The sequence below is a fragment of the Microcoleus sp. OTE_8_concoct_300 genome (assembly GCF_031383065.1).
Taxonomy (GTDB): domain Bacteria; phylum Cyanobacteriota; class Cyanobacteriia; order Cyanobacteriales; family Microcoleaceae; genus Microcoleus.
The window spans coordinates 1-25,021 of sequence record NZ_JANMZH010000172.1; the positions used below are offsets into that span (position 1 = coordinate 1).

The 25,021-nt window shown below is 44.7% G+C and carries 10 protein-coding genes and 3 pseudogenes; 10 read left to right on the top strand and 3 right to left on the bottom strand.

Translation table 11 applies throughout. The features are described from left to right. Positions 1–431: 431 nt before the first annotated feature. The 3 genes and pseudogenes from ACUVJL_RS08100 to ACUVJL_RS08110 all read left to right on the top strand — a co-directional run. Positions 432–611 (top strand): annotated as a pseudogene (locus tag ACUVJL_RS08100) (ATP-binding protein); the annotation flags it as partial. Between the two features lie 717 nt (positions 612–1,328). After that, positions 1,329–1,691, top strand: coding sequence for a methyltransferase (locus ACUVJL_RS08105; protein ID WP_445245374.1), 363 nt, complete (start codon positions 1,329–1,331; stop codon positions 1,689–1,691). A gap of 237 nt (positions 1,692–1,928) precedes the next feature. Further along, positions 1,929–6,206, top strand: a complete 4,278-nt coding sequence (locus ACUVJL_RS08110; RefSeq protein ID WP_445245375.1) for a non-ribosomal peptide synthetase — start codon at positions 1,929–1,931, stop codon at positions 6,204–6,206. Between the two features lie 225 nt (positions 6,207–6,431). Here ACUVJL_RS08110 and ACUVJL_RS08115 read toward each other — a convergent pair whose 3' ends face one another. Beyond that, positions 6,432–6,653: a hypothetical protein gene (locus ACUVJL_RS08115; RefSeq protein ID WP_445245376.1), complete on the bottom strand. Its 222-nt coding sequence runs from the start codon at positions 6,651–6,653 to the stop codon at positions 6,432–6,434. Between the two features lie 1,704 nt (positions 6,654–8,357). Between ACUVJL_RS08115 and ACUVJL_RS08120 the strand changes: the two genes are divergently transcribed. Further along, entirely contained in the window at positions 8,358–11,909 is a 3,552-nt protein-coding gene (locus ACUVJL_RS08120; RefSeq protein ID WP_445245377.1) for a DUF4347 domain-containing protein, read from the top strand. A 348-nt stretch (positions 11,910–12,257) separates the two neighbouring features. Here ACUVJL_RS08120 and ACUVJL_RS08125 read toward each other — a convergent pair whose 3' ends face one another. Continuing rightward, a complete protein-coding gene (locus tag ACUVJL_RS08125) occupies positions 12,258–12,509 on the bottom strand; it encodes a hypothetical protein (RefSeq protein ID WP_445245378.1) in 252 nt (83 codons plus the stop codon). 359 nt (positions 12,510–12,868) lie between these two features. Here ACUVJL_RS08125 and ACUVJL_RS08130 point away from each other — a divergent pair, with 359 nt between their 5' ends. The 4 genes and pseudogenes from ACUVJL_RS08130 (at position 12,869) to ACUVJL_RS08145 (ending at position 18,774) form a co-directional block, all read left to right on the top strand. Further along, positions 12,869–13,837: an IS630 family transposase gene (locus ACUVJL_RS08130; RefSeq protein WP_445245382.1), complete on the top strand. Its 969-nt coding sequence runs from the start codon at positions 12,869–12,871 to the stop codon at positions 13,835–13,837. Between the two features lie 30 nt (positions 13,838–13,867). Then, positions 13,868–15,166, top strand: a pseudogene (locus ACUVJL_RS08135) (IS4 family transposase). A gap of 342 nt (positions 15,167–15,508) precedes the next feature. Next, complete coding sequence (locus ACUVJL_RS08140) at positions 15,509–18,490, top strand: DUF4347 domain-containing protein (RefSeq protein ID WP_445245379.1); 2,982 nt, start codon at positions 15,509–15,511, stop codon at positions 18,488–18,490. Between the two features lie 86 nt (positions 18,491–18,576). Continuing rightward, positions 18,577–18,774 carry a hypothetical protein gene (locus ACUVJL_RS08145; protein ID WP_445245383.1) on the top strand — a complete coding sequence of 66 codons (198 nt, stop codon included), beginning with the start codon at positions 18,577–18,579 and terminating at the stop codon, positions 18,772–18,774. Here ACUVJL_RS08145 and ACUVJL_RS08150 read toward each other — a convergent pair. Next, positions 18,771–19,015: pseudogene (locus tag ACUVJL_RS08150) on the bottom strand (IS4 family transposase); the annotation flags it as partial. The gene ACUVJL_RS08145 and the pseudogene ACUVJL_RS08150 sit on opposite strands and share 4 nt — an antisense overlap. Positions 19,016–19,335: 320 nt before the next feature. Here ACUVJL_RS08150 and ACUVJL_RS08155 point away from each other — a divergent pair. Both ACUVJL_RS08155 and ACUVJL_RS08160 read left to right on the top strand, forming a co-directional pair. Continuing rightward, positions 19,336–19,563: a hypothetical protein gene (locus ACUVJL_RS08155; protein WP_445245380.1), complete on the top strand. Its 228-nt coding sequence runs from the start codon at positions 19,336–19,338 to the stop codon at positions 19,561–19,563. Between the two features lie 2,075 nt (positions 19,564–21,638). After that, a complete protein-coding gene (locus tag ACUVJL_RS08160; protein ID WP_445245381.1) occupies positions 21,639–24,938 on the top strand; it encodes a DUF4347 domain-containing protein in 3,300 nt (1,099 codons plus the stop codon). Positions 24,939–25,021 lie beyond the last annotated feature (83 nt).

Here is a 25,021-nt window from a genome sequence, read left to right on the forward strand (position 1 = left end):
AAAAATAAGGTGTAAAGGTCTATATTGCATTGTGCCGTAGAGGGTTTAGTTATTTTTCTCATTGTCCGATACCTAGAAAGTAGACGACCTATATTTATCAATTCACTGTTTGGTTATTTTGTCAATGCGTAAGTCCTAGAAATTTACAAATGATTGAGGATGGCTATATTGTTTTTACCATCTTTGTACGGTAACTCTATGTACTCCTCAACATTCAGCTACATCTGTAACGAAGAGGCTAAATCCTGATTTCAACAAATAAAGTGTTTGAATTTTTGGTCGAGCGAGTTATAGTTCGCTGCTCGGACAGAATTATTTTTAACTCTCTAGCTGTTGCCTCAATTATTTTTTGGTAGTTTACTTTCATATAACCATCCTTAAACTGTCTAATTATTGTAGAATTTTTTGGAAAAAATGGTATAAATTAGAATGTTTTGGAGCCTTTATTTACTACAAAACCTGTCGGCTCGGACACGGGTGTGGGGTTGGCTATTAGCTACCAGATTGTAGTAGAAAAACATCATGGTAGGCTGACTTGTATTTCCGAGCCTGGACAGGGAGCAGAGTTCGTGATTGAGATTCCTCTCAAGCAGGGAACTGTGCAAAAGTGAGATTGATTTAGCTTTTTTTCGCTCCCAGGAATTTACACAACAGCATTTAGTCGAGTCTCTTCCCGAACACCAAGCGCATCTCATCTGTTTGGATGGGAATCCATAAACATTCGATCGCTTCACACAGGAAAACTCTGAGATAGGGGTCACACCGGATAATTTAGCTCATCGATATTAACCACCGCTTTGAAGTAAGAGCAGGCGAGATCGCCTCGAGCCGGATCGCTGACCCTTGCTCTTTCGGAACTTACGCTTTTTAACCCTTAACCCCCCTTAAAACCCACCGAAATTACGCATTTTAGTTCATTAGTCAAAACTGAATTTAATGTAAATTAAACTACAAAATTCTGAGTTGTAAAAGTTGTAGTACATCTTGACAACTATGTGATTATTCTGAATAATCTATCGCCTTGAGAGGTTAGCTAAGGGGTAATACCCTGCAGGGGTAATACCCTGCAGGGGTAATTTTATTCAGGGGTAATTGCCTTCAAGGGTAAGACAAATGAGGGGTGAGGGGTGAAGGGTATCCAAAAAAAACTCTGCTAGATTAAACGAATCGCACTTCCAAGAAAATTACATGAGGAAATTATTGCTAACTGGTACTTCTGATTATTTACGAAGTAAATTCTCGCAAATGGTGCTGAAAGGTATCAGGCATGGGGTAATTTACTCTCTGGCGTAAAGACAGGAGAAAACCTCTTTTACAATACTTTCAAGATGATTTTCTATAGCTACTTTAAGCAGAATGCTGAGGCGGCAGTAAATTTCACTGAGTGGAGAAAGGAGAAGACAAGGGAGTGGATGATTCCGCTTTTTGAAGCTGAGGATTTTTCCAAAGTTAAGACAATTGTGGATGTGGGAGGAAACATTGGCACCCTAACGGCGGTTATTCTTAAACCCAATCCCAAGATGCAAGCCATTTTGGTCGATAGGGAAGATGTTGTTGTCGGTGCGAATCAGGTTTCGGAAGTGGCGGGAGTTGTAGATAGGTGTCAAATAGTGGGAGAAAATTTTTTTAATTCTCTTGGCCGGGTTCGCTATCTTTACTTACTCTCTCGCGTCCTCCTTAATACGGAATGAAGTGATTTTCTTTCGTAGTGGAAACACCCTGTGGCAAACATTATTGAATTGATTTGCTCAAACTATAAGCAATAAAAATATGTATCCTCAGAATCAATTTAGTTGCTTTCTTATTGGAGAAGGAACTTTACCTATCCAATGTGCTGAACTTCTTTTAGAGCGGGATCATGAGATTTTCGGCGTCATCTCCTCTGAATGAAGCTTTTGGCTTGCAAAGACTACGAATAAGGTAATGTCTTGAAAGCGTGTGAATACGTTCCCTTATCGAAAGACCTAACTCAATCTTGCTATATTCATAAATTTACTCTTGTAGAGGATAAATTAACAATGCAGGGTAATTCTTCTCTCGAAAAGCAGCCACAACTTACAGGGGACAGTCCATCATTTCCCCTCTCGCACGGTCAACAAGCGATATGGTTTCTTTACCAGATGGCACCCCAGAGCGTCGCTTACAATATCTATACGACAGTGCGGATAAGCTCCTCGTTAGACTTGGGCGCATGGCACCGAGCATGGCTTCGTATTGTAGAACGTCATCAAGCGCTGAGAACTACCTATACTAAGCGCGATGGTCAACCTGTTCAAGTCGTTCATCTATACCAAGAAGTTGATGTTAAGGTAACAGATGCTTCTTCTTGGAGCGATGACTACTTGAAGAAGCAAATTCTGGCAGAAGCTGAGTGTCCCTACAACTTGGAAACGGGTCCAGTGCTGCGGGTACATCTGTTTACACGGTCAGCGGTAGAACACATCCAATTGCTCGCTATGCACCACATTGCTGGGGATATGTGGTCTTTTGACATCCTGCTATCGGAACTCAGGGTTTTGTATGCCGCCGAAGTAAAAACATTGCCTCCTTCTTCAATACATATTGTTGAAAATTCTGACATTTCAAATTCCCAAAGAGATAATAATATCCGAGCGCTTCCTAATCTACCATACAGAGATTATGTGCGTTGGCAGACCGAGATGTTGGCAAGTTCTAAGGGCGAGCAACTCGCGGCATACTGGCAGAAACAATTAGCAGGTGAGTTGCCGCTTTTAAATCTGCCGATCGATAAACCGCGACCAAGAGAGCAGACTTATTGTGGGGCGAACCATATCATTGAGTTAGATAAAGAACTGCTCCAAGAACTCAGACAGTTGTCAGAAACTGAAGGAACAAGCCTTTATAGAATTCTCCTCGCTGCTTTTTTCGTACTGCTTTATCGTTACACAGGTCAAGAAGACATCCCGGTAGGCAGTCCGATGGCGGGTCGGTGGGGTCGAGAGGAATTTCAAGGAATTGTTGGTTTCTTCACTTCCCCAGTGGTATGCCGTGCAAATCTGGCAGGAAATCCCACATTCAAAGAATTTCTCGCCCAAGTAAGTCGCACGGTTTCTGAAGCTAGTGAGCATCAAGATTATCCCTTTCCCCTATTAGTAAAAGAGCTTTCGCCTAACCGATATCTTAGCTGCCACCCTCTGTTCCAAGTTTCTTTAACTTCGCAAAAGCATCGCTGGTACGACCAAGCCCAAAAATCACCTCTTAAACAGGAAAAAACGCTTCTAGCGATGTCGCCATACCTTATAGAGGGACATCAGCGGGGAGCAGCATTGGATCTGAATTTGGCGATCATTGAAGCTGGTAGTTCTTTTCAGCTTTGCTGGCAATACAACACTGACCTGTTTGATATTTCCACTGTGCATCGAATGGCAAGCTCTTATCAAACTTTGCTCAAAAGCATCCTAACTAATCCAGAAGAGCGTGTTTCATCATTGCCATTGTTGACCCAAGGAGAACGAAGCCAGTTGCTGGTGGAGTGGAATGATACCAAAGTAGAGTATCCCTTCGATAAGTGTATCCACCAGTTGTTTGAAGAACAGGTGGAGCGATCGCCTGATGCAGAAGCGGTGCTTTTTGAAGATAAACAGTTGACCTACCGAGAGCTTAACCAACGGGCGAACTGTCTGGCACATCACTTGAGAACTCTGGGCGTGAGACCAGAAGTTTTAGTGGGGATTTGTGTAGAGCGATCGCTAGAAATGGTAGTAGGCCTGCTGGGCATTCTCAAAGCTGGTGGGGCTTATGTACCCCTAGACCCGGCTTATCCCCCAGAACGTTTGGCTTTCATGCTAGAAGATGCCCAAGTAGGAGTGCTGCTGACTCAGGCGCGGTTGGTCGAATCTCTTCCCAAACATCAAGGATCTATCGTTTGCCTAGACACAGACTGGGAAATCATTGAGCGACAGAGTAAGGAGAACCCTGAATGCAGCTTCACCCCTGAGAACCTGGCCTATGTGATTTACACTTCGGGGTCTACAGGGAAGCCCAAGGGTGTTCTAGTTGCCCACTCAGGGGTAAGCAACCTGGCTACAGCACTGATCCGGAGCTCCAATGTGCAACCGAAAAGTCGTGTCCTCCAGTTTTGCTCTTTGAGCTTTGATGGTTCAGTGACAGAGCTTGTCATGGCCTTGCTGTCGGGAGCGACCATGGTAATGGGAACCCGGGACTCTCTGCTACCTGGAGCAAATTTAATTCAGCTATTACGTGACTTTCGGATCACGACTGTTGCGTTACTACCATCAGTGCTAGCGGTACTGCCCGCAAATGAACTACCAGCGTTGCGGACAGTAATAGCCGCCGGAGAAGCCTGCTCCCGCGAGCTCGTAGCTAAATGGTCATCAGGTCGTCAGTTCTTTAACGGTTATGGGCCGACGGAATGCACTGTCTGTACCACCATCGTCGAATGTACCGATAGTAAAGAGGCACCGCCCATCGGTCGGCCCCTTCCCAACACCCAGGTCTATATTCTAGATGCCCAAAAACAGCTTGTCCCGATCGGTGTTCCCGGAGAGTTATACATTGGCGGTGTTGGTGTAACACGGGGCTACCTCAACCGGCCCGAACTAACTGCCGAACGCTTTATCCTCAATCCCTTTAGTAACGACTCGGGTTCTCGTCTTTATAAAACTGGCGACTTAGCCCGCTACCTACCTGATGGCAATATCGAATATTTAGGCCGCATCGATCACCAAGTTAAAATTCGTGGCTTTCGCATCGAGCTGGGCGAGATTGAGGCAATGCTGAGGCAACACCGGGCTGTCCAGGATGCCGTAGTTATAGGCCTAGAGTACGACCTTCATGACCACCGCCTAGTCGCCTATGTGGTTCCGAGCCACGAGCAAGTCCTCTCTACCAGTGAACTACGTCACTACCTAAAGGAGAAACTGCCCGACCACATGGTACCTTCTGCATTTGTGCGACTGGAAGCGCTGCCGCTGACGCCCAACGATAAGGTGGATCGTCGCGCTCTGCCAATGCCTGACGGGACAAGGTCAGTGGAAGAAAATTTTGCGCCGCCTCTTACCCCTTTTGAGGAAGTGCTGGCTGGCATCTGGAGGGAAGTTCTTAGGCTTGACTCGGTGGGTATTCACGACAACTTCTTTGAGTTGGGGGGACACTCTCTACTAGCCGTGCGCCTATTGGCACAAATCGAGAAAACCTTCGGGAAAAATCTCCCTTTGGCTACCCTCTTCCAATCACCAACCATTGAGCAACTGGCTAAGATTCTTCACCAGTCAGCATGGTCATCTCCTTGGTTTTCCTTAGTGCCAATTCAACCAAGCGGTTCCCAACCACCTTTTTTCGGTATCCACTCTCTTGGCAAAGGTCAAGAGCATTACCGCAATATTGCACGTCATCTGGGTTCAGACCAACCGATTTATGGGCTGGATTATTGGCTAGCAACACAAACTAAAGACAGAAAACAAGCTCTCAACACTTGGAGGGTTGAAGAGCTGGCAGCTCACTACATCAAAGAAATGCGAATTCTCCAACCGGAGGGACCTTATTTTCTGGCTGGTTTCTCTTTTGGTGGCATAGTAGCCTATGAAATGGCCCAACAGCTAGTTACGCAAGGTCAGAAGGTAGCTCTGCTGGTTTTATTTGACACACGCTGTCCCGCACTCTCTCTAAAAAGCATAGATTTTAACACCTTCCAGATACATTTGAAGAAGCTTTCCCAACTTGAAATGAAGGAAAAGCTTGCCTACATAAGGAGCAAAGTCAAGTATAAAATCCAGCAAAATCTTAAATGGATTAAACCCTTCTTCCTGAAGGTGGCGGAAAAATTTTACTTGAAGTTTAAGCTTCCTATGCCTTATGCACTCCATTACTCACTGATTGTAGAAGCCAACAACAAGCTAGCTAGTGATTATGCACTACAAGTCTATCCAGGTCAAGTTACCCTCTTCCGCACTACCGACCAAGCCGTAAGGTATGACCAATGTTCCGATTTGGGCTGGAGTGCTCTGGCTTTAGGAGGCGTCGAGATACATGAGGTTCCAGGCAACCACCTAGATATGTTAAAAGAACCTCACGTACAAGTGTTAGCTAAAAAATTGAAAGCTTGCATAGATCGTGTGCAGGCGGAGGAATTAGCCCACATTCCGCCCCTGTGTTCAAACCCGTTTGTTTGCGATAACGAAGATTCGGAGGTGTACCACATTCAGGCAAGATCGGGACTTAGGTAACTGGCACAGCAATCGCTGTACTATTCTCAGCTAAAAATATAGCTAGCGATCGCTCTGGTGTTTAATCAAAACTTCCCCCAAACGGGGGAAATTTTCGGCGCAAACCATTATCATGTCAGACTTTCCCAGTCCGAAAAAAATGCAGTAACTATGGGAAATTCTTACAGGTCGGGTCGAAAGCAGCGATCGCCCTCAAGAACAAGCTTAGGCGATTGCAAGACATAATTAATTTAATTTCTCTTTTAAATCCAGAGAAATTCCGAAAACAGCATTTTCGATGTTCTCCGGTGAAGGCGGAAGTATCTCCAATCCATACTTTTTGCACCATCTGATAAGGTTGAAATTATTGTTGATGTCTTCTTGAGTTAGAGAACCGCAGATTCGCTTAATTCCCCGTTGACGAGCTTTCTTTATAGCAAACTGTAATAGGTTAGTTCCCAGTCCCATTCGAGGATAATCGATTGGTTTGGGCTTAACTACAAACTACCAAAGAGCTGCTCCTAAGTGCGGGGTAGTGTGAATTACATGGTTGTGAATAATGATATCGCCTATCACCAACTTATCAGGCGGATACAAAACCCATTAAAGTCTACCAACTTCGCTATTGCAATACAGGAGTTTCGCAATAAAATATGAGTCTTTGTCCCCGTCTAATTGCAGGCGGTACTCTCGTCTGCAATTAGACGGGGACAATCATCTGTTGCACAGTTGTGGTATGCTAAGGATCGTGAATTAAATAATTTGCATAAGCCTGTGGGATGGGCGTCTCGCCCGTCCCTTATAGACGGGCGAGACGCCCATCCCACAGTAAGGATTCAGGTATCTGAAACGTTGTCACAGAAGGACTTCTAGAATTAAAGCCTTCGCTAAATCAACAGCTTGATTCTCAATAGGTACGAAAATAAAAGCTTTCAGGGTTTCTTAATAAGAATGGATATTTGATGATTATTCGATCAAATGGTTACACCGTATAGGTTTTACTGCTTTTCACATGACCTGAATCCTTACTATCTGTCGATAGTCCTCAGCCGTAGCTGGCTTTGGAAGCGGGGTGGGTAATTTGAGCCACCCCACATCGCGGTGACTAACTCTCGTTGGCGACTTGCTCGATCGGTAATTACTGATTCGGGTTCGATATTTTTGAGTGTGCGTAACACGGAGGCGACGTGACAGTGAGGTAGGAAATGTGGATCTCAAAAGCAGATTCTAAGTTAGAAATAGCAGCGCCGCCTTATTAGCAAAACTCTCAGTCCTTCGATGGCATCATCCGGCAATTTGGAGAGGTTAGCTAGGGTGCACTTGCGTACTTTGCCATCGTCTCGATAGGACTGACGCAAGAGGAAGGCGGGTGGGGAATTGTGATTGGGGACTTTTTCCCTGTGCATGACTACAATTGTCTGACACTTTCCTACCCAACAATCTCGAGAAAATCTTAATTTACATAACTACCGCTGCCGTACTCTCAAATTGGGGAAACCTATAGCTCGTGGGCGATAGCTCTCCACGGAACCTGGGCAGCAGGGGGTAAGTTCCGATTAATAAAGCACCAAACTGTGATCCGGATTACCTAGCTGTTGGAAAGGCGAATGTATGATGTACTAGCTAGACCAATTCTCAGGAATTCGGAACCGCAGATATCTTTTTTGAGTTTACCTGGACTCAGGTTAAAAAATGGTTTAATGCGCTTTAACTAAGCACTAAGCTGTGATCCGGATTACCTGGCTTTTGGAAAGGCGAATGTAGGATGTACTAGCTAGAGCAATTCTCAAGAATTCGGAACCGCAGATATCTTTTTTGGATTTACCATGACTCAGGCTAAAAAAGGGTTTAATTCGCTACTTATATCGGTAAGGTGCGCATTGCAAACCTGCAAGATAAAGGTTCTGCGTCCTGGACTATTTACATTACATCCTCTGCGGTTAATTGCTACTAGAAAACTCGCAATGCTTATCCTTACACAGCAAAACGTGATTATGGATACAAGTCTCGGATGTCATCCTTCAGGGAGAAAAATAAAGTTTTTCCCTAAATTTTAATCGCCCTGATTTATCATTGAGGTTTTAATCCTGCCTTCTGCCTTCTGCCTCTGGTGCCTTCTGCTTTCAAGGTGGAGCTACCAGCAAATAGTAAACATTCTCATTGGTATGCAAAATGAACTCTACTTGGGTCTCTAACATAGATGAACAATCTGTTGTCGGCAATTCTCCTTCTAAATCTATTGTCTTCATTGACTCTGGCTTAGATGACTATCAAACTCTGGCGGGTGGAGTGCTTCCCGGTGCAGAGGTCATCATTTTAGATAAAAATGGCAATGGAGTCGAGCAAATTACTACGCAACTGCAAACAATTGCTGCTGCGGGGGGAACTGTAGACCAAGTTCACATTTTTTCTCACGGTAATTCAGGCAGCTTGCAGCTTGGTTCTGTGACGTTGAATTCGGATAATTTGCCGGAATATGAAAGCCTGTTGCAAGGGTGGCGAAATGCGCTGAGCGACCAAGCAGATATTGTGCTTTACGGTTGCGATGTTGCTGCGGGTTCGGGGATCGATTTTGTCGATCGCCTGGGCGAGTTAACCGGGGCTGATATTGCAGCATCTACAGATCGCACGGGCTACGGTGGTAACTGGAATTTGGAGTTTGCCACAGGGGATATTGAAGCACCGCTAGCCTTAACTCCAAAAGCAATGGCGGATTACGGAGGGACTTTAAAGACTATTACCGTTACCAACAATTATGATAGCGGACCCGGTTCCTTGAGAGATGCGATCGCCTCCGCAGCGGCCGGCGATACGATTAATTTTTCCTCCAGTATTGGCAATCGAAAAATTACTCTCTCGAACGGTCAACTACTCATTAGAAAAGACTTGACAATTGATGGAGGTAATAGAAAAATCACCATCAGCGGCAACAATAGTTCGCGGGTGATCCGCATAGAAGGTTCAACAAATGTTACTCTAAAAAACCTGATTGTTGCTAACGGCCGAGTTGGTAGTGACAATCAGAGTGAGACAACTAGCGCTGGTGGTGGCATTCTAACTGGAGGTGGCAGCAATTTAACTTTAGAAAATTGCCAAGTCAATAATAATGTTGCCGGTTTTGGTGGCGGCATTTACACGGGTTTCCGCAGCACGACGACTGTAATTAACAGCAAGTTTAGCGGCAATGACGGTTCGCTAGCGGATAATACCGAACGCGGTGGCGGCGCGATTGCCACTAAAAGCGGGGGTACTCTGACTATCAGAGGTAGCGAATTTACCAACAACACAGGCAGCTTCGGTGGAGCTGTTAATAACCTGTTGGGCAGCATGACGATCGAAGACTCTAAATTCATCGGCAACGTGATAGTCAAAGGCGTTGGCGGGGCAGTTTACGTTGATGGTGCTAATGCTTCTGGCCCGAATGCAACCCCTGGTCCAGTTGGCGGAAATATTATCATCCGCAACAGCCTTTTTGATGGCAATACCGCAGCGTCAGAAGGAGGAGCGGCATTTTTATTTGGGTATCCTCCAGATCAAATGCTTTTGGAAAATAGCACTTTTATTAATAATAAAGCTGTTAAAAATGAACGAGGAAGTGGAGGTTCCGGAGGCGCCGTCCGCCAGGGCAATGCCGATTTGACCGTGATAAATTCCACCTTTGCCAACAACACAGCCGCTGATAACGGTGGCGGTATGTGGTTGGGAGAAAGGGGAAATGTTAACATTTTTAACAGTACATTTTCCGACAACAAGTCTGGTTATGTTGGTGGAGGAATTCTTGTCGATAGAAGAGATTCCTTTTCGACTAACATCGTTAATACCACTTTTGCTAATAATAACGCTGAGGCATATTCGGGAGGTATTGGTGTTTTTAAAGATCCTGTGAACTCGCCAATTACTGTCACAAATTCGATTTTTGATAGGAATACGGCAAATAATCCTCATAAAACTAGGCAGCAAACGGGATGGGAGTTCATCGATGGGGGAAACAATCTTCAATTTCCCGCTAAACTGACGCAGCAGGGTAGGGATAGTAATGCGACGGCAAATATTAGTATCACAGATCCCTTACTCGGCCCTTTGCAAAACATCAACGGCGTTTTAGTCAGGCCCCCGCTACCGGGAAGTCCGGCAATTGCGATGGGTAGTGGTGCGAGTGCTGGTAATAACGGAAGTGGCAGAGGCGGCAGCGAGCCTTTGGAGCCTCAGACACCAGAACCGATTCCACCAACGGATTCTCAGACACCAGAACCGATTCCACCAACGGCTCCTGAGACACCAGCACCGATTCCACCAACGGCTCCTGAGACACCTGCACCGATTCCACCAACGGCTCCTGAGACACCTGCACCAATTGAGACTCCAACGGAGACTGAGACACCTGCACCAATTGAGACTCCAACGGAGACTGAGACACCAGCACCAATTGAGACTCCAACGGATACTGATACACCAGCACCAATTGAGACTCCAACGGATACTGAGACACCAGCAACAATTGACACTCCAACGGATACTGATACACCAGCACCAATTGAGACTCCAACGGATACTGAGACACCAGCACCAATTGAGACTCCAACGGATACTGAGATACCAGCACCGATTCCACCAACGGATCCTGAGATACCAGGATCGATTGATCAACCAACGGATCCTCAGATACCAGGATCGATTGATCCACCAACGGAGCCTCAGATACCAGCAGCAATTGATCCACCAACGGAGACACCGGCCTCGGATGATTGCGTGTTCGATGATGTCAATCGCCCGGATCTCGACTCTGCTGCTATCACCCCCAACCCCGTCGAACAAACTCTCAACGGCGATGACGATGACGATTTCATCACGGGCCGCGGCATCAACGAGTCGATTAACGGACTTGCCGGCAACGATGTTCTTTTCGGTAGGGGCGGCAATGACAACCTCCAAGGCGGTGCAGATAACGACTTGCTCTTCGGCAATCAAGGCAGCGATTTCCTCGAAGGCGACGCGGGCAACGACAGCATTTTTGGCGGCAAAGATAATGACACTGTTCTTGGCGGAGAGGGCGACGACTTTTTGAGGGGAGATAGGGGCAATGATATTGTTGCCGGCGGCGCTGGCAACGATAGCATTTTTGGCGGCAAAGATGACGATATCTTGCTCGGTGAAGATGGCGAGGACTACATTTTAGGCAACGGAGAAAATGACACCATTAATGCTGGAGACGGCAACGATATTGCCTTTGGCAATGAAGGTGCAGACCTGATTTTTGGCTTATTCGGAGATGACACGCTTTACGGCGGCAAAATAAACGACAGTCTCGATGGCGGTGAGGGCAACGACTTGCTGTTAGGGGGCAAGGAAGACGATGTGCTGTGCGGCGACACCGATAACGATACCCTTTACGGTGGTAATGGTATGGATTTCCTCAGCGGCGGTGCTGGGGACGATTTCCTCAGCGGCGATCGTGGGGACGATATTTTGACCGGCGGTTCGGGAAGTGATTTATTTGTGCTAAATCCAAGTTGGGGTTGGGGTAGCGACATTATTACTGATTTCCGCAAAGGCGAGGACTTAATTGGGTTAACTTCCAATTTGAGTTTCGATCAACTTAGTATTAGTGCGAGGAACAATCAGACTTTGATTATTGTAAGTGATACGGGTCAATTGTTAGCGAAGCTTAACGGTGTTACGCCCGATATTCTCACCGCTAGCGATTTCACTGATGTAACAATCTAACTGCTTCTGGTAGGGCGATGCACTCCGCACCTTAGCAGAGGGGGAACATCTCGTAGGGTGCACAACGGGTACCGCCCGGATAAAGCAAGCTTTCTCAAAAACTAAATTTCGGAGTTTTTGGAAGTTTTTGCGATCGGGCAAACAGGTAAAATTAACCTGGGGGGGCGACGAAGAGGGCTAAGAGCTAGATTGAGTATGACTTACAGCCCTGCTCCCCCGTTGATAAAAGTAGCGTTTATTGGGGGTTAATGTCATTAACTCGCTTAATCTATCCGGCTTATTTGTCCACGTATGTTAGCCATTATTGGCTATCTAGACCAGTCCCAAAGCTACTCCATTGGTAACAAGTTAGAAAGGAGTAGATTCTGTCAATACCCCTTTGTGCATAAATATAATTGGATAATAATGATAATCAAACGAGGGGTAAGGGTGGGAGAGTCTGCCTGTGGCAGACTCTCCCACGCCTAGCGCGATTATCATTATTAATAAGTTGTTGGCTCGATTGGCGTGGCACTGCGATCGATAATAATGGCGGGCGATCAATAAATAATGACGGGCGATCGATAAATAATGACGGGCGATCGATAATAATTGCACCACAAGTGTACTTTCGAGCGTCGGGGCGAGGAGGATCGATTGCGAGCGTTGGTACTATCGAAGGATATAATTGACAAATAATTGGGCGATTGTGTAGGTCAGTAAATATGGTTAAGAGTCAAAAAACCAACCGTGACCACGCCAAAAAAACCACAAGACCGATGGTGGAAGACGATGCGATTGCCTCGCAACTATAGCAATCCTAAATCATTATCATGATTGTGATACAATTATATGCAATACTCGATCGTGATAAAAAAATGAATAACTTACAACTGCAACAAAAAGATAGGCAAAAAGAAATAGATTGTTGAGAATCTTTCATTAAAAGCGATATAGATGCCAGAGAACTAAAACGAGCAATAGCTGTAAGGATGGCGCTCTCAGGTAATATCTACCATGAGATCAGCAAGATATGGCGTGTAAGTAATTTTTTTATTGGTTATTGGAAAAAACAATTTAAAACCAAAGGCCTCGCCGGAATCAAACTAGGACATAAAGGGTCAAAAGGGTATTTAACAGCTCTACAAAATACTGAAGTAATCGAGTGGTTAAAAAATAAAGAATATTGGAATTTAGATGAGCTAGTTACTTATTTAGAGCAAGAATTTGGTGTAATATATAAATCAAAACAGAGTTACTATGAACTTTTCGACCGGGCGAAAATTAGTTGGAAAAAAACTCAAAAAACCAATCCTAAATTTGATAAAGAACTGGTAAAAAAAAAGACGGGAGAAATTAACGATATTTTATTTAAAAACAATGCTGGTATAGAGTCTGGGGAAATAATAGTATTGTTTTTAGATAAATGTCATCTACTTCATGGTGATTTGACTGGTTATGTTTGGGGTCAATCCAAAAATAGAATAGAAGTCCCAATTACCAATGAAAAAGATAGACAAACTTATTTTGGCGCACTCAATTATCAAAGCAAAGAATTCCATGTTCAGAGCCATCCATCTGGTGATGGAAAATCAACAGTTAAATTCATAAAATACTTACAAGATAAATATAAAAATAGAAACATTATCTTGATTTGGGATGGAGCTAGTTATCATAAATATGGAGAATTTAGAGACTTTTTATTAGAACTAAATGGTGCCAAAGAACCTGCTAATTGGTCAATTACTTGTATTTTATTTGCTCCCAATGCTCCCCAACAGAACCCCGTTGAAGATATTTGGTTACAAGCTAAAAACTTTTTAAGAAAGTATTGGTATTTATGTAGGTCTTTTAAGATTGTCAAATTTCTGTTTGAGTTTTTTACTAACGAACATAAATTTGATTTCCCCAAAATACGTCAATATACTTACACACAGAAAATCATTTAGGATTGCTCTACATCTAGAAAATCATTTAGGATTGCTCTATCAGCACTATTAACACCAGCCATCACCTCACAAGAAAATTACTACCGTCAACTAGGTTTATTCGCTGAGAATTCTTAACCTACCCTTGATGGTAGCAGCAGTATTAACTTTGCTGTGGCGAGAGGTAGCCGGAGTAACAGAACTCACAAGAATGTTAGCAAGAGAAGGCTTTTTGTGGTGCCGACCCACGACAGTTACTCAACAAGCCATGTTTCAAAGATTTTTAAGTTTTCCTGCCTCCTTATTTGAGGGAGTCTTCAAAAATTTATTACCAAATTTTTGAACTGTTTGGTACCAGAGAAACCAACGACCTTTACCAGAAAGCATTCAATTTGCCTTAACCAAATTTTCGAGAATTTGGATAGTAGATAGTTCAACGCTCGAAGCATTATTTTGCAAGCTCAAAAGCCTAGAAGATATACCAAAAGGGCAGTTAGCAGGAAAAATGGCAACAGTCATAGATTTAATGACTCGGCTCCCTGTTGATATTTGGTTTCTGGAAAACCCCAGAGCTTCTGATGTTAAGCTTGAAGAAAACATCCTGCAATTAGTGCCAAATAAAACCTTACTCTTACTGGATAGAGGATTTTATCATTTTAGCTTTTGGCTCAAATTAATAGAAGGAGATATTTACTTAATTACTCGTTTAAAAAAAGGAGCAGCCATTCAAGTAAAGCAAGTATTTACCAAAAGTTACGACCTGAAAGATAGTCTGGTACGCTTGGGTTCGGGAACTGCAAAGACTCCATTTATTACCTTACGTCTGATTGAAGTTCGTTCGGGTAAAACCTGGCATTCTTATTTAAGAAGCGTACTTGAACCTCAAGTTTTACCACCCTACCTTGTGGCAGATTTATATCGCAGACGCTGGAGGATTGAAGAAGGTTTCAATACCATAAAAAGGCTGTTGGGATTAAGTTATTTGTGGACGGGTTCTCTCAATGGCATTCAGCTTCAAATTGGGGGAACTTGGATATTTTATGCAATCTTGGTCGATTTAGGTGATGCCGTTGCCGATCAACTCTCTTTACGAATAGATTCGATTTCATTAGAAATGATTTACCGGGGTCTTTACCATTTTTATGTAGCCCGCCAACAACGCACCGGCAACTGACCCGAGAGAGTATTTCGCCTTGAATAGAAAATCGGGATTTAAGTATTGTTAAATCTCAACGAAAGCCCAATGTTAAGTTAATTGTTGCACCTTTCCCCGATCGACAGCGAGGCTCCGATCGATATTTCTTTGAGATATCTTCTCAAACCCCCTTGACAACTGCCATACAGGCTTAACTTGTTACCAATGGTTTCTAGGTCGCCCAAGCCTAAGTCCTATGGTACATATTAAGTTTATTAATGAAAACTTACTGATATTTAACACATAAAGGACTTACGCACGCGAAACCAAAAACCCGGTTTCTGCGTCAATCTCGCTCCTCCAAACCCACGATTTTTCGTAGAAACCGGTTTTTTTTGCGTAAGTCCTGACATAAAAAAGTAGGAAAAGTAGGAAAAACGCTGTAACTAAGTGAAGAATTGCTGCTAAAGCTAATTTGACGCACTATTTAGCAGTAATATAGGAATTGCAGTTATCATTCTATAAAAAGGATTAAGTAAATGTTTGTAAATTTCAGCATGGACTCCCGTTTTGAGAACAACCGAAGGCAACAGCTATTGCCTGCAAACTCTACAGGCGCTATTGTTTTTATCGATCCAGGGGTAGAGGATTATCAAACACTTGCAGCAGGGGTGTTGGCAGATGCAGAAGCGATCGTTCTCGATCCATCAAAGGATGGAATCGAGCAAATTAGCGAGGTATTGTCTCAGCGGAACAACATTTCCAGCGTGCATATTGTCTCCCATGGACAAGCGGGAAAATTGTACTTAGGAAACGCAGAAGTTAGCTCTAATACCCTCGACGGCTACAGTGAAGAGTTGCAAAGTTGGGCGAATTATTTGACTCCCAGGGCCGAGGTTCTGCTTTATGGATGTAATGTCGCTGCTGGAGAAGAGGGTAAGCAGTTTATCCAAGATTTGAGCGATTTAACGGGGACTGACATTGCGGCTTCATCCGATCTGACGGGTAGCGCCACGTTAGGCGGTGACTGGGATCTGGAAGTTAAGACTGGACCGATTAAATCAGCTTCTGCGTTTCAACCTCAAGTTTTACAGTCTTACGCAGGACTTTTGAATGTGGGCGACGGATTGCGGGGTGAGTATTTTGATAACAATAATTTTACCAATTCGAGGTTTACCCGCACCGATCCAACAGTTAACTTTAACTGGGGCAAAGGATCGCCTGCTAGTTCAATTGCCAAAGATACTTTTTCAATTCGTTGGACGGGTCAAGTTCTCCCTGATTATACGGAAAACTACACTTTTTTTAGCACTCCTGATGATACAGCGAAGCTGTGGATTAATGGGCAGCAAATAATCAATGCCACAAGAAGAGGGCAAGAAGCTAGCGGGACAATTAGCCTCAATGCTGGTCAACGATATGATGTGCGTTTAGAGTATGAAGAAAAGAACGCAGATGCGATGGTAAATCTTTCCTGGGCAAGTCCTAGCCAAAGCAAGCAAATTATTCCCCAGTCGAAGCTGTTTAGTACGATTCCACCGAATCAGGGTACGATCGCTTTGGCAACTTCTACTCCGCCTCCTGTAAGTGAAGAAGCGGGTAAAGTAACGCTGACGGTGGTGAGAACGGGTGGAAGTAGCGGTTCCGTAACGGTTGATTATAGTGTTGAGGATCAAACGGCTTTAGCTGGATCGGACTATGTGGATATTCCGAATGGAAGTGTGACGTTTTTAGATGGAGAAACCAGCAAAACAATTGAGATTAATTTGATTAACGATGATGTATTTGAACCCGATGAGACATTTACTATAGGGTTGTTAGGAACGAATGGAGTTGGTGAAGTTGGTACTCCCAGAACAGCTACAGTCACGATCGTTGATGATGATAGCCCGTCTACGGTTAGCTTTCTTCAGTCCAGTTATAGCGTGACTGAAAATGGCGGGAATGCTTCAATTACCGTTCAACGTGCAGGTAATCTGGGCAAACCAGCAACGGTAAATTATGGCACTAGCAACGGTACTGCGATCGCATCCTCAGACTACACAGCAACTTCAGGAGCCCTCAGTTTTGCGTCAGGAGAAACTACCAAGACAATTTCCATCCCAATTATCAATGACACCCTAATCGAATCGAGCGAAACGCTCAACATCGCACTCAGCAACCCCGGTAAATGGACAACAATTGGTTCTCCAAATACGGCGACGCTAACTATTGTAGATAACGATCCCAGTTTTACTCGCCAAAATGTGGTATCTGGACTTAACCAACCTACGGTAGTAGATTGGACGCCGGATGGTAACAACATGTTGATCGCGCAGAAAGATGGCGTCGTTCGCGTATTCAGAAATGGGACATTGCAAGCAACGCCGTTTATTAATATTTCCAACCAGGTTAATAATACGCGAGATCGCGGTTTGTTGGGGATGGCAATTCATCCTAACTTTGCCACCAATCCCTACGTTTATCTCCTCTATACCTACGATCCGCCAGAAGCAGCCAATAATATTAACCCAGGTACAACTTTAGACGATCGAGATGGAGCCGGGAATCGCCCATCGCAATTGCTTCGCGTTACCGCGACAACCGATGGGACAGGTAATATTACAGCCGTCCCCGGAAGCGAAGTGGTTTTGCTGGGTAAAAATAGCACTTGGCAATATACGAGTCGTCCGGATGGCAATAGCACCAATAATTCATCAATTTCGCCTTCAGGAATTAACAATAGCACGACAATTGTCGCTCCACAAACGCTGCTAGAACGCGACGCTAACGGCAATCTAACTAACAACATTCGCGACTATTTAGCAACCGATAGCGAATCCCACAGCATCGGTGCAGTTCACTTTGGTAGCGATGGTGCTTTGTACGTCAGCAATGGCGATGGCACTTCCTACAATTTTGCCGATCCGCGTACTGTGCGCGTTCAAGATTTAAACAATCTTTCCGGAAAAATCCTCAGAATCGATCCAATTACAGGTGCAGGATTATCCGATAATCCATTCTTTAATGGCAGCGATGGTGCAGATAACAATCGCGACAAAGTGTTCGATTATGGTGTGCGAAATCCATTCCGTTTCACCTTCGATCCCGTAACTGGATTGCCAGTAATTGGTGATGTAGGTTGGAATACCTGGGAAGAAATTAATCGAGGTCAAGGAGTAAATTTTGGTTGGCCTTATTATGAGGGGGGAAATGGTGCCAGCCTGCAACAATCGACTGGATACGCTAATTTACCAGAAGCTCAGGCATTTTATGCCAGCGGTCAATCAGTAACGGCTCCGATTTATGCTCGTACCCATGCTAATGGAGGGATCGCCATCATCATGGGTGATTTTTATGACAACAATCGGCTGATTTATGGCGATGTTGGGGAAGGTAATATTTATGAAGCTACCCTCGATCAAAATCGCAATATAACCGGAACTCGGGTGTTTGACTCTGGACTACCCAATGTAGTCGATATGGAAAAAGGCCCCGATGGCAATATGTACGGCGTCAATCTGGGGAATGGAACTATCTTCCGTTGGGTTCCTGCTTAGCTTGCAAGCGATTGTTTGTGGGTGGGTGCGATCGCTTTTGGCTTTAAACCCACATTCTGCAGATATTAAAGCAGATTTAATGTGAAGTGAATTTATCAACAAAAAAGCTCCAAATGATTTCTAGGCAATCATTGGGAGCTTTTTTAATGTATAATAATCAAGCTGGAGAGCCAGAGAGAAAAACCATGAATGAGCCTCAAGATGCCATAAAAGTCCTAAATCTAGACCATTTAGGAATAGTAGCGGGAATCATAGACGAGATGGAATCATTGGTAACAAGTTAAGCCTGTATGGCAGTTGTCAAGGGGGTTTCAGAAGGAAGTATCTTGCGAAAAATTGACGGTCGCCTAGTCGCTGTCGATCGTCTAAGGGTGCAACAATTAACTTAACATTGGGTTTTCGCGTTCGATTTAACAATACCTAAATCTCGATTTTCGCTCCGCAGCGAAATACTCTCGCGGGTCAGTTGCCGGTGCGTTGTTGGTGGGCTAAATAAAAATGGTAAAGACCCCGGTAAATCATTTCTTCAAGCTTAACATCAGAAGCTCTCGGGTTTTCCAGAAACCTGCGTCTCGACTCTTAGCCTAGTCATTAAATCTATGACTGTTGCCATTTTTCCTGCTAACTGCCATGCGGGGTATATCTTAAGGGCTTTTGAGCTTACAAAACAATGCTTCGAGCGTAGTAATTTTCTTGTTCGGTGATGGCTGGTGTTAATAATGCCGATAGTTGCGAGGCAATCTCAGGAGTCTTCCACCATCGGTGCAAGTTATTTTTTTGGCGTGGTCACGGTTGGTTTTTTGACTCTTAACCATATTTACTGACCTACACAATCGCTCAATTATTTGTCAATTATATCGTTCGATCGTACCAACGCTCGCAATCGATCGTGCTGGGCCCAACGCTCTAAAGTGCACGGCTGTGGTGTAACTATTATCGATCGCCTGCAACTATTATCGATCGCCCGCCACTGTTATCGATCGCCCGCGACTATTATCGATCGCCTGCCACTGTTATCGATCGCCTGCAACTATTATCGCCCGCAACTCGCGAGCGAGCGAACAATTTATTAATAATGATAATCGCTGTCGGTGGGAGAGTCCGCCTTCGGCGGACTCTCCCACCCTTACCCTTTTTTGATTATCATTATTATTGTTGTCTAATATTTCTACACAAATGGGTATTGACAAAATCTACTCCCTTCTAACTTGTTACCAATGAAGCTACTCTGTCTTGGATACTTTCTTTTGGACTCCTTATGACGAACAATATACTCTGTGACCGAAGTCATGCAAGAGAGTTGTCCCTTGTATGAAAGCACTACTATAGGCAAGTGCTATTAATAAAATTAAGGCGCTCATATCATGTCGTATCGATTAACCATAATATCCCGGTCGGGGCGGGTTTTTGAGATGGTCAATCGATTTTAGATTTGAGATTTTAGATTAAAGAATTGAAGCATTGACCCTACGGATAAATTCGGGGGGCAAGTTTCTCGGATACAGGTTTTTTATTTCTGGACGGATGAATCCGGGGGCTTGTATCCTGGATGCTTTCGGTCAATTATTGGCAGGTATTGTGGGTGAGGGGAGCCTCTACAAAAATCGCGGTCCCTCGACCGGATATGATATCACTCGCTGATTTTTTAAGCCTGTTCCCTCTAAATGATAGCCTCCACTTTTATAATCTCGGAACATTTCTTCAATTCCCATGCGCTTCTGATAGGGGACTATCGCACTCTCTTAGAGCCTAAATTTGTCAGAATAAACCAACCATCCTTAACCGATACCCCTCAATATTTCCTTTTCCATTTACAAGCTAGATCAAATCCCCCTATCGGTAGAGTTTTTCGGACTTTGACTAAATAGAAATAGAGAGAGATTCCGGGAACCAATCCTACCTCCTTCAACGCTTCCCCTATCTGAGGTTCGGTTTCGATACACAAGCGAGCATTTCAGTCTCAAACAAAAATGTAAAGGCTCCTCCCGCTCGCCAGTTAGCCAGCTCGGCTGAGAAAAATTAGCGGTTTCCTATAATATCAATTCCGGTTGCACTCATACATGATGGGGAGTAGTCCGTTGGGAAATCTGGAATTATTGACTTTATCATTCGCCTCCAACCGGAAACGATATAACTACTACTTTATAATCTTTCAATAGCGGTAAAATTTTTGCGATCGCATCCCTTTGCTCAGCTACATTGCTACTGCCTAGCTTAGGTAACAGTGACCAGAATAAAGGGATAGCTCTCTTCTCCCACACCAGGCAAACCAAGAGTATATTGATATAACTCCCGCCAGGTGCGATCGATCGTAATTGATAAAGTCTGACCCACTTGGCAATAGGTAGTTAACTAATAAGTGATGAAGAGATACCAAATCTGACTGATTGTTAGTTGAGGCAAATTCAAGAACCTCTGTAATTTCCGACGCCGAAAGGGGCGTGGTAATGGGGTAGGGAAACGCAGAGGCTAATAGCTCCAACTTCACTTGCTTGGACGATTGCAGGAGATTGAGGAAGATGCCTAATACTAAAAACTGAGCACGAGTTAAGTGTTGTTGGAGATGCGTTTGATAAAATAGCCGTAGCATATTTTTTGATAGGTCGTTGGTAACGTAACTTTCATTACTCCTATCTTTTTTTACCACAAGTAGGTCAACACCTGACGCTATCTGGGTTCTGGCTGGGTTGTCACCCCACCCTGAAAATTAACCAAGCTTTGCTCTAGATTTCCGGGTTTTAGGTAAAGCGAATGTATAAAGCCCTAGCTCGAGTAATTATTAGAAATTCGGAGGCTCCGATATCTTTTATTAATTTGCTCTGAGCAATAAATTTGTTTTGATGCGCTACTTATATCGGTAAGGTGCGCATTCCAAGCTTGCAATATAGAGTTTCTGCGTTCAAGACTGTTTACATTACATCCTCTGCCGTTAATCGCTATCAAACTCGCAGTCGCAACAGATCAAAACCTGCCTCCGCATACAAGTACCCGATTTCAATAATGCAGAACAAGAAACTTTTCTCCTTAATTGGATTTCCTCAGGTTTATCACTGAGGTCTTGATTCTGCTTGCTGCCGACCGCATCTCTAACCTTCTGCTTTCAAGGTGATTCTACAGCAAATGTTAAAGATTCTCATGGTGATGCATAATGAGTTCAATTTTTGCCAGTATAGATTCACAATCTGTTATCCGCAATTCTCTTCCTAAATCTATTGTCTTCATTGGCTCAGACTTAGATGAGTATCAAATTCTTGCAGGCGGCGTGCTTCCCGGTACCGAGACAATCATATTAAATAAAAATGGCAACGGAGTCAAGCAAATTACTGCAAAACTGCAAACAATCGCTGCTGCTGGAGGAACTGTAGACCAAGTTCACATTTTTTCTCACGGCAGTTCTGGCAGCTTGCAGCTTGGTTCTGCGATGTTGAATTCGGATAATTTGTCGCAATATGAAAATCTGTTGCAAGGGTGGCGAAATGCACTCAGCGAAAAAGCTGATATCGTGCTTTACGGTTGCGATGTTACTGCGGGTTCGGGTAGTGATTTTGTCGATCGCCTGGGCGAGTTAACGGGGGCTGATATTGCAGCCTCTACAGATCGCACGGGCCGCGGTGGTAACTGGAATTTGGAGTTTGCCAAAGGGGATATTGAAGCGCCCTTAGCTCTTAATCCACAGGCAATAGCGGATTACCGAGGGACTTTAGGGACTGTTACCGTTACCAACAATAATGATAGCGGGCCCGGTTCCTTGAGAGATGCGATCGCCTCCGCAGCAGCCGGCGATATCATTCAATTTGCCTCCAGTCTTGCCAGCCAAACAATTACTCTCTCGAACGGTCAACTTGTCATAAATAAAAACTTGACAATTGATGCAACTGGTGCTAGCAATTTAACCATCAGTGGCAACAACACTTCGCGGGTGATCCTCACTGAAGGTTCAACCAATGTTACTCTAAAAAACCTGATTGTTGCCAACGGCCTAGTTTCTGGAACCGATCCGAATAATGAGGCAACTAGCAGCGGCGGCGGCATTAAAACCGGAGGTAACAGCACTTTAACTTTAGACAGTTGTCAAGTCAACAATAATGTTGCCGGTTTCGGCGGCGGCATTTACACGGGTTTCCGCAGCACGACGACTGTAATTAATAGCAAGTTTAGCGGCAATGACGGTTCTTTGGCTAGCAATAGCGAACGCGGTGGTGGCGCGATCGCAACTAAAAGCGGTGGTTCTCTGACTATCAGAGATAGCGAATTTACCGACAACAAAGGTAGCTTCGGCGGAGCTGTTAATAACCTGTTGGGCAGCATGACGATCGAAAACTCTAAATTCACCGGCAACCGCACAAATAAAGGCGTTGGCGGCGCAGTTTACGTCGATGGCGCTAATGCTTCGGGGCCCAATGCAACCCCTGGTTCTGTTGCCGGAAATATTGCTATCCGCAACAGCGTTTTTGATGGCAATATCGGGACAGCAGAAGGAGGAGCAGCCTTTTTGTTTGGTTACTTCCAAGATAAATTCGTTTTGGAAAGCAGCACTTTTATTAATAACCAAGCTGTCAAGACTTCATCAGGTAGCGGAGGTTCTGGAGGGGCAGTCCGTCACGGAAATGTCGATTTGACAGTAATCAACTGCACATTTGCTAATAATAAAGCTGAGGATAGCGGTGGCGGTTTGTGGTTAGGAGAAGAGGGAGAAATCAGCGTTATTAACAGTACCTTTTTCGGCAACAGTGCTGCTAAGCAGGGCGGGGCAATGGTTGTCGGTAACAAAGATTCCTTTTCGACTAACATCGTCAATTCGACTTTTGCTAAGAATAGCGCTGGGGACTATTCGGGAGCTATTGCTACCTTTAACAATCCTGGAAAACAAGAAATTACTGTAAAGAATTCGATTTTTGATAGCAATACGGCGGGTAATCCTTTTAAGGTTAGGCAGCAAACTGGACGGGAACTAATTGACGGGGGAAATAATCTACAATTTCCCGTTAAACTCACGACGGGGGACCTTAACGACAATAATGTTACGGCAAATGTGAAGATCGTCGATGCGAAACTCGGTCTTTTGGAAAAGATTAACGGTGCTTTTGTGCTGCCGCTGCTAGCAGGAAGTCCGGCAATTGATACCGGTACTGGTGCGGGGGCGCCGGCTGCAGATCAGCGCGGTGTGAGTCGCCCTCAAGATGGTGATGGTAACGGAAGTGCGATCGTTGATATCGGCGCTTTTGAATTCACCAATACTCCGACACCGACTCCCACTCCGACACCAACGCCTACACCTGCACCAACGCCGCCTACACCTACACCTACACCAACGCCGCCTACACCTACACCTACACCAACGCCGCCTACACCTACACCTACACCAACGCCGCCTCCACCTACACCAACGCCGCCTACACCTAGACCAACGCCGCCTACACCTGCACCAACGCCGCCTACACCTGCACCTACACCAACGCCACCTAAACCGGGCGCAGATGATTGCCTATTCGATCGAGTAAGTGCCCCGGAATTCAACTCTGCCACCATTACTCCCAACCCCGTCGAGCAAACTATCAACGGCGGTGAAACTGATGATTTCATCATCAGCAGCAACCAAAATCAGTCAATTAACGCGCACGCTGGGAATGACACTCTCTACGGTATGGGGGGCAATGACAATATTGATGGCGGTGCCGATAACGATTCAATCTTTGGCAATGAAGGCACCGATTTCATTCAAGGCGACCCTGGCAACGATACCATCTACGCTGGGAAGGATAATGACACTGTTGTTGGTGGCGATGGTGACGACTTTTTGAGGGGAGATATCGGCAATGATATTGTTGTCGGCGGCGGTGGCAACGACAGCATTTTTGGCGCCCAAGATGACGATATCTTGCTCGGTGAAGATGGCCAGGACTACATTTTAGGGAACTTAGGAAATGACACAATTAATGCTGGAAACGGCAACGATATTGCTTTTGGCAATGAAGGTGCAGACCTGATTTTTAGCTTAGGAGGAAATGACACGCTTTACGGCGGCAAAGAAAACGACAGTCTCGATGGCGGTGATGGCAACGATTTGCTGTTTGGCGACAATGAAAACGATGCGATCTGTGGCGACATCGGTAACGATACCATGTACGGGGGCAAAGGCAATGATATTCTCAGCGGCGGTGCTGGGGACGATTTCCTTAGCGGCGATGTTGGGGACGATACTTTGAGCGGCGGTTCGGGAAGTGATGTATTTTTCCTAAATCAAAGTTTGGGTAGCGACATTATTACTGATTTCCGCAAAGGCGAGGACTTAATTGGGTTAAATTCCGATTTGAGTTTCGATCAACTTACTATTAGTTTGAGCAACAATGAAACTTTGATTAGCGTGACGGACACCAATAAATTGCTGGCAACATTGAACGGTGTAGTGGCGGGTACTCTTGACGCTAACGATTTCATGAGTCTGTAGTTACCAGGCTAAATCCGGGGAAAGCTACTTCCTTTATCCTTCGGCGGTTGCAACCGCTACTACACTTGCCTCTCGTCCGAGCC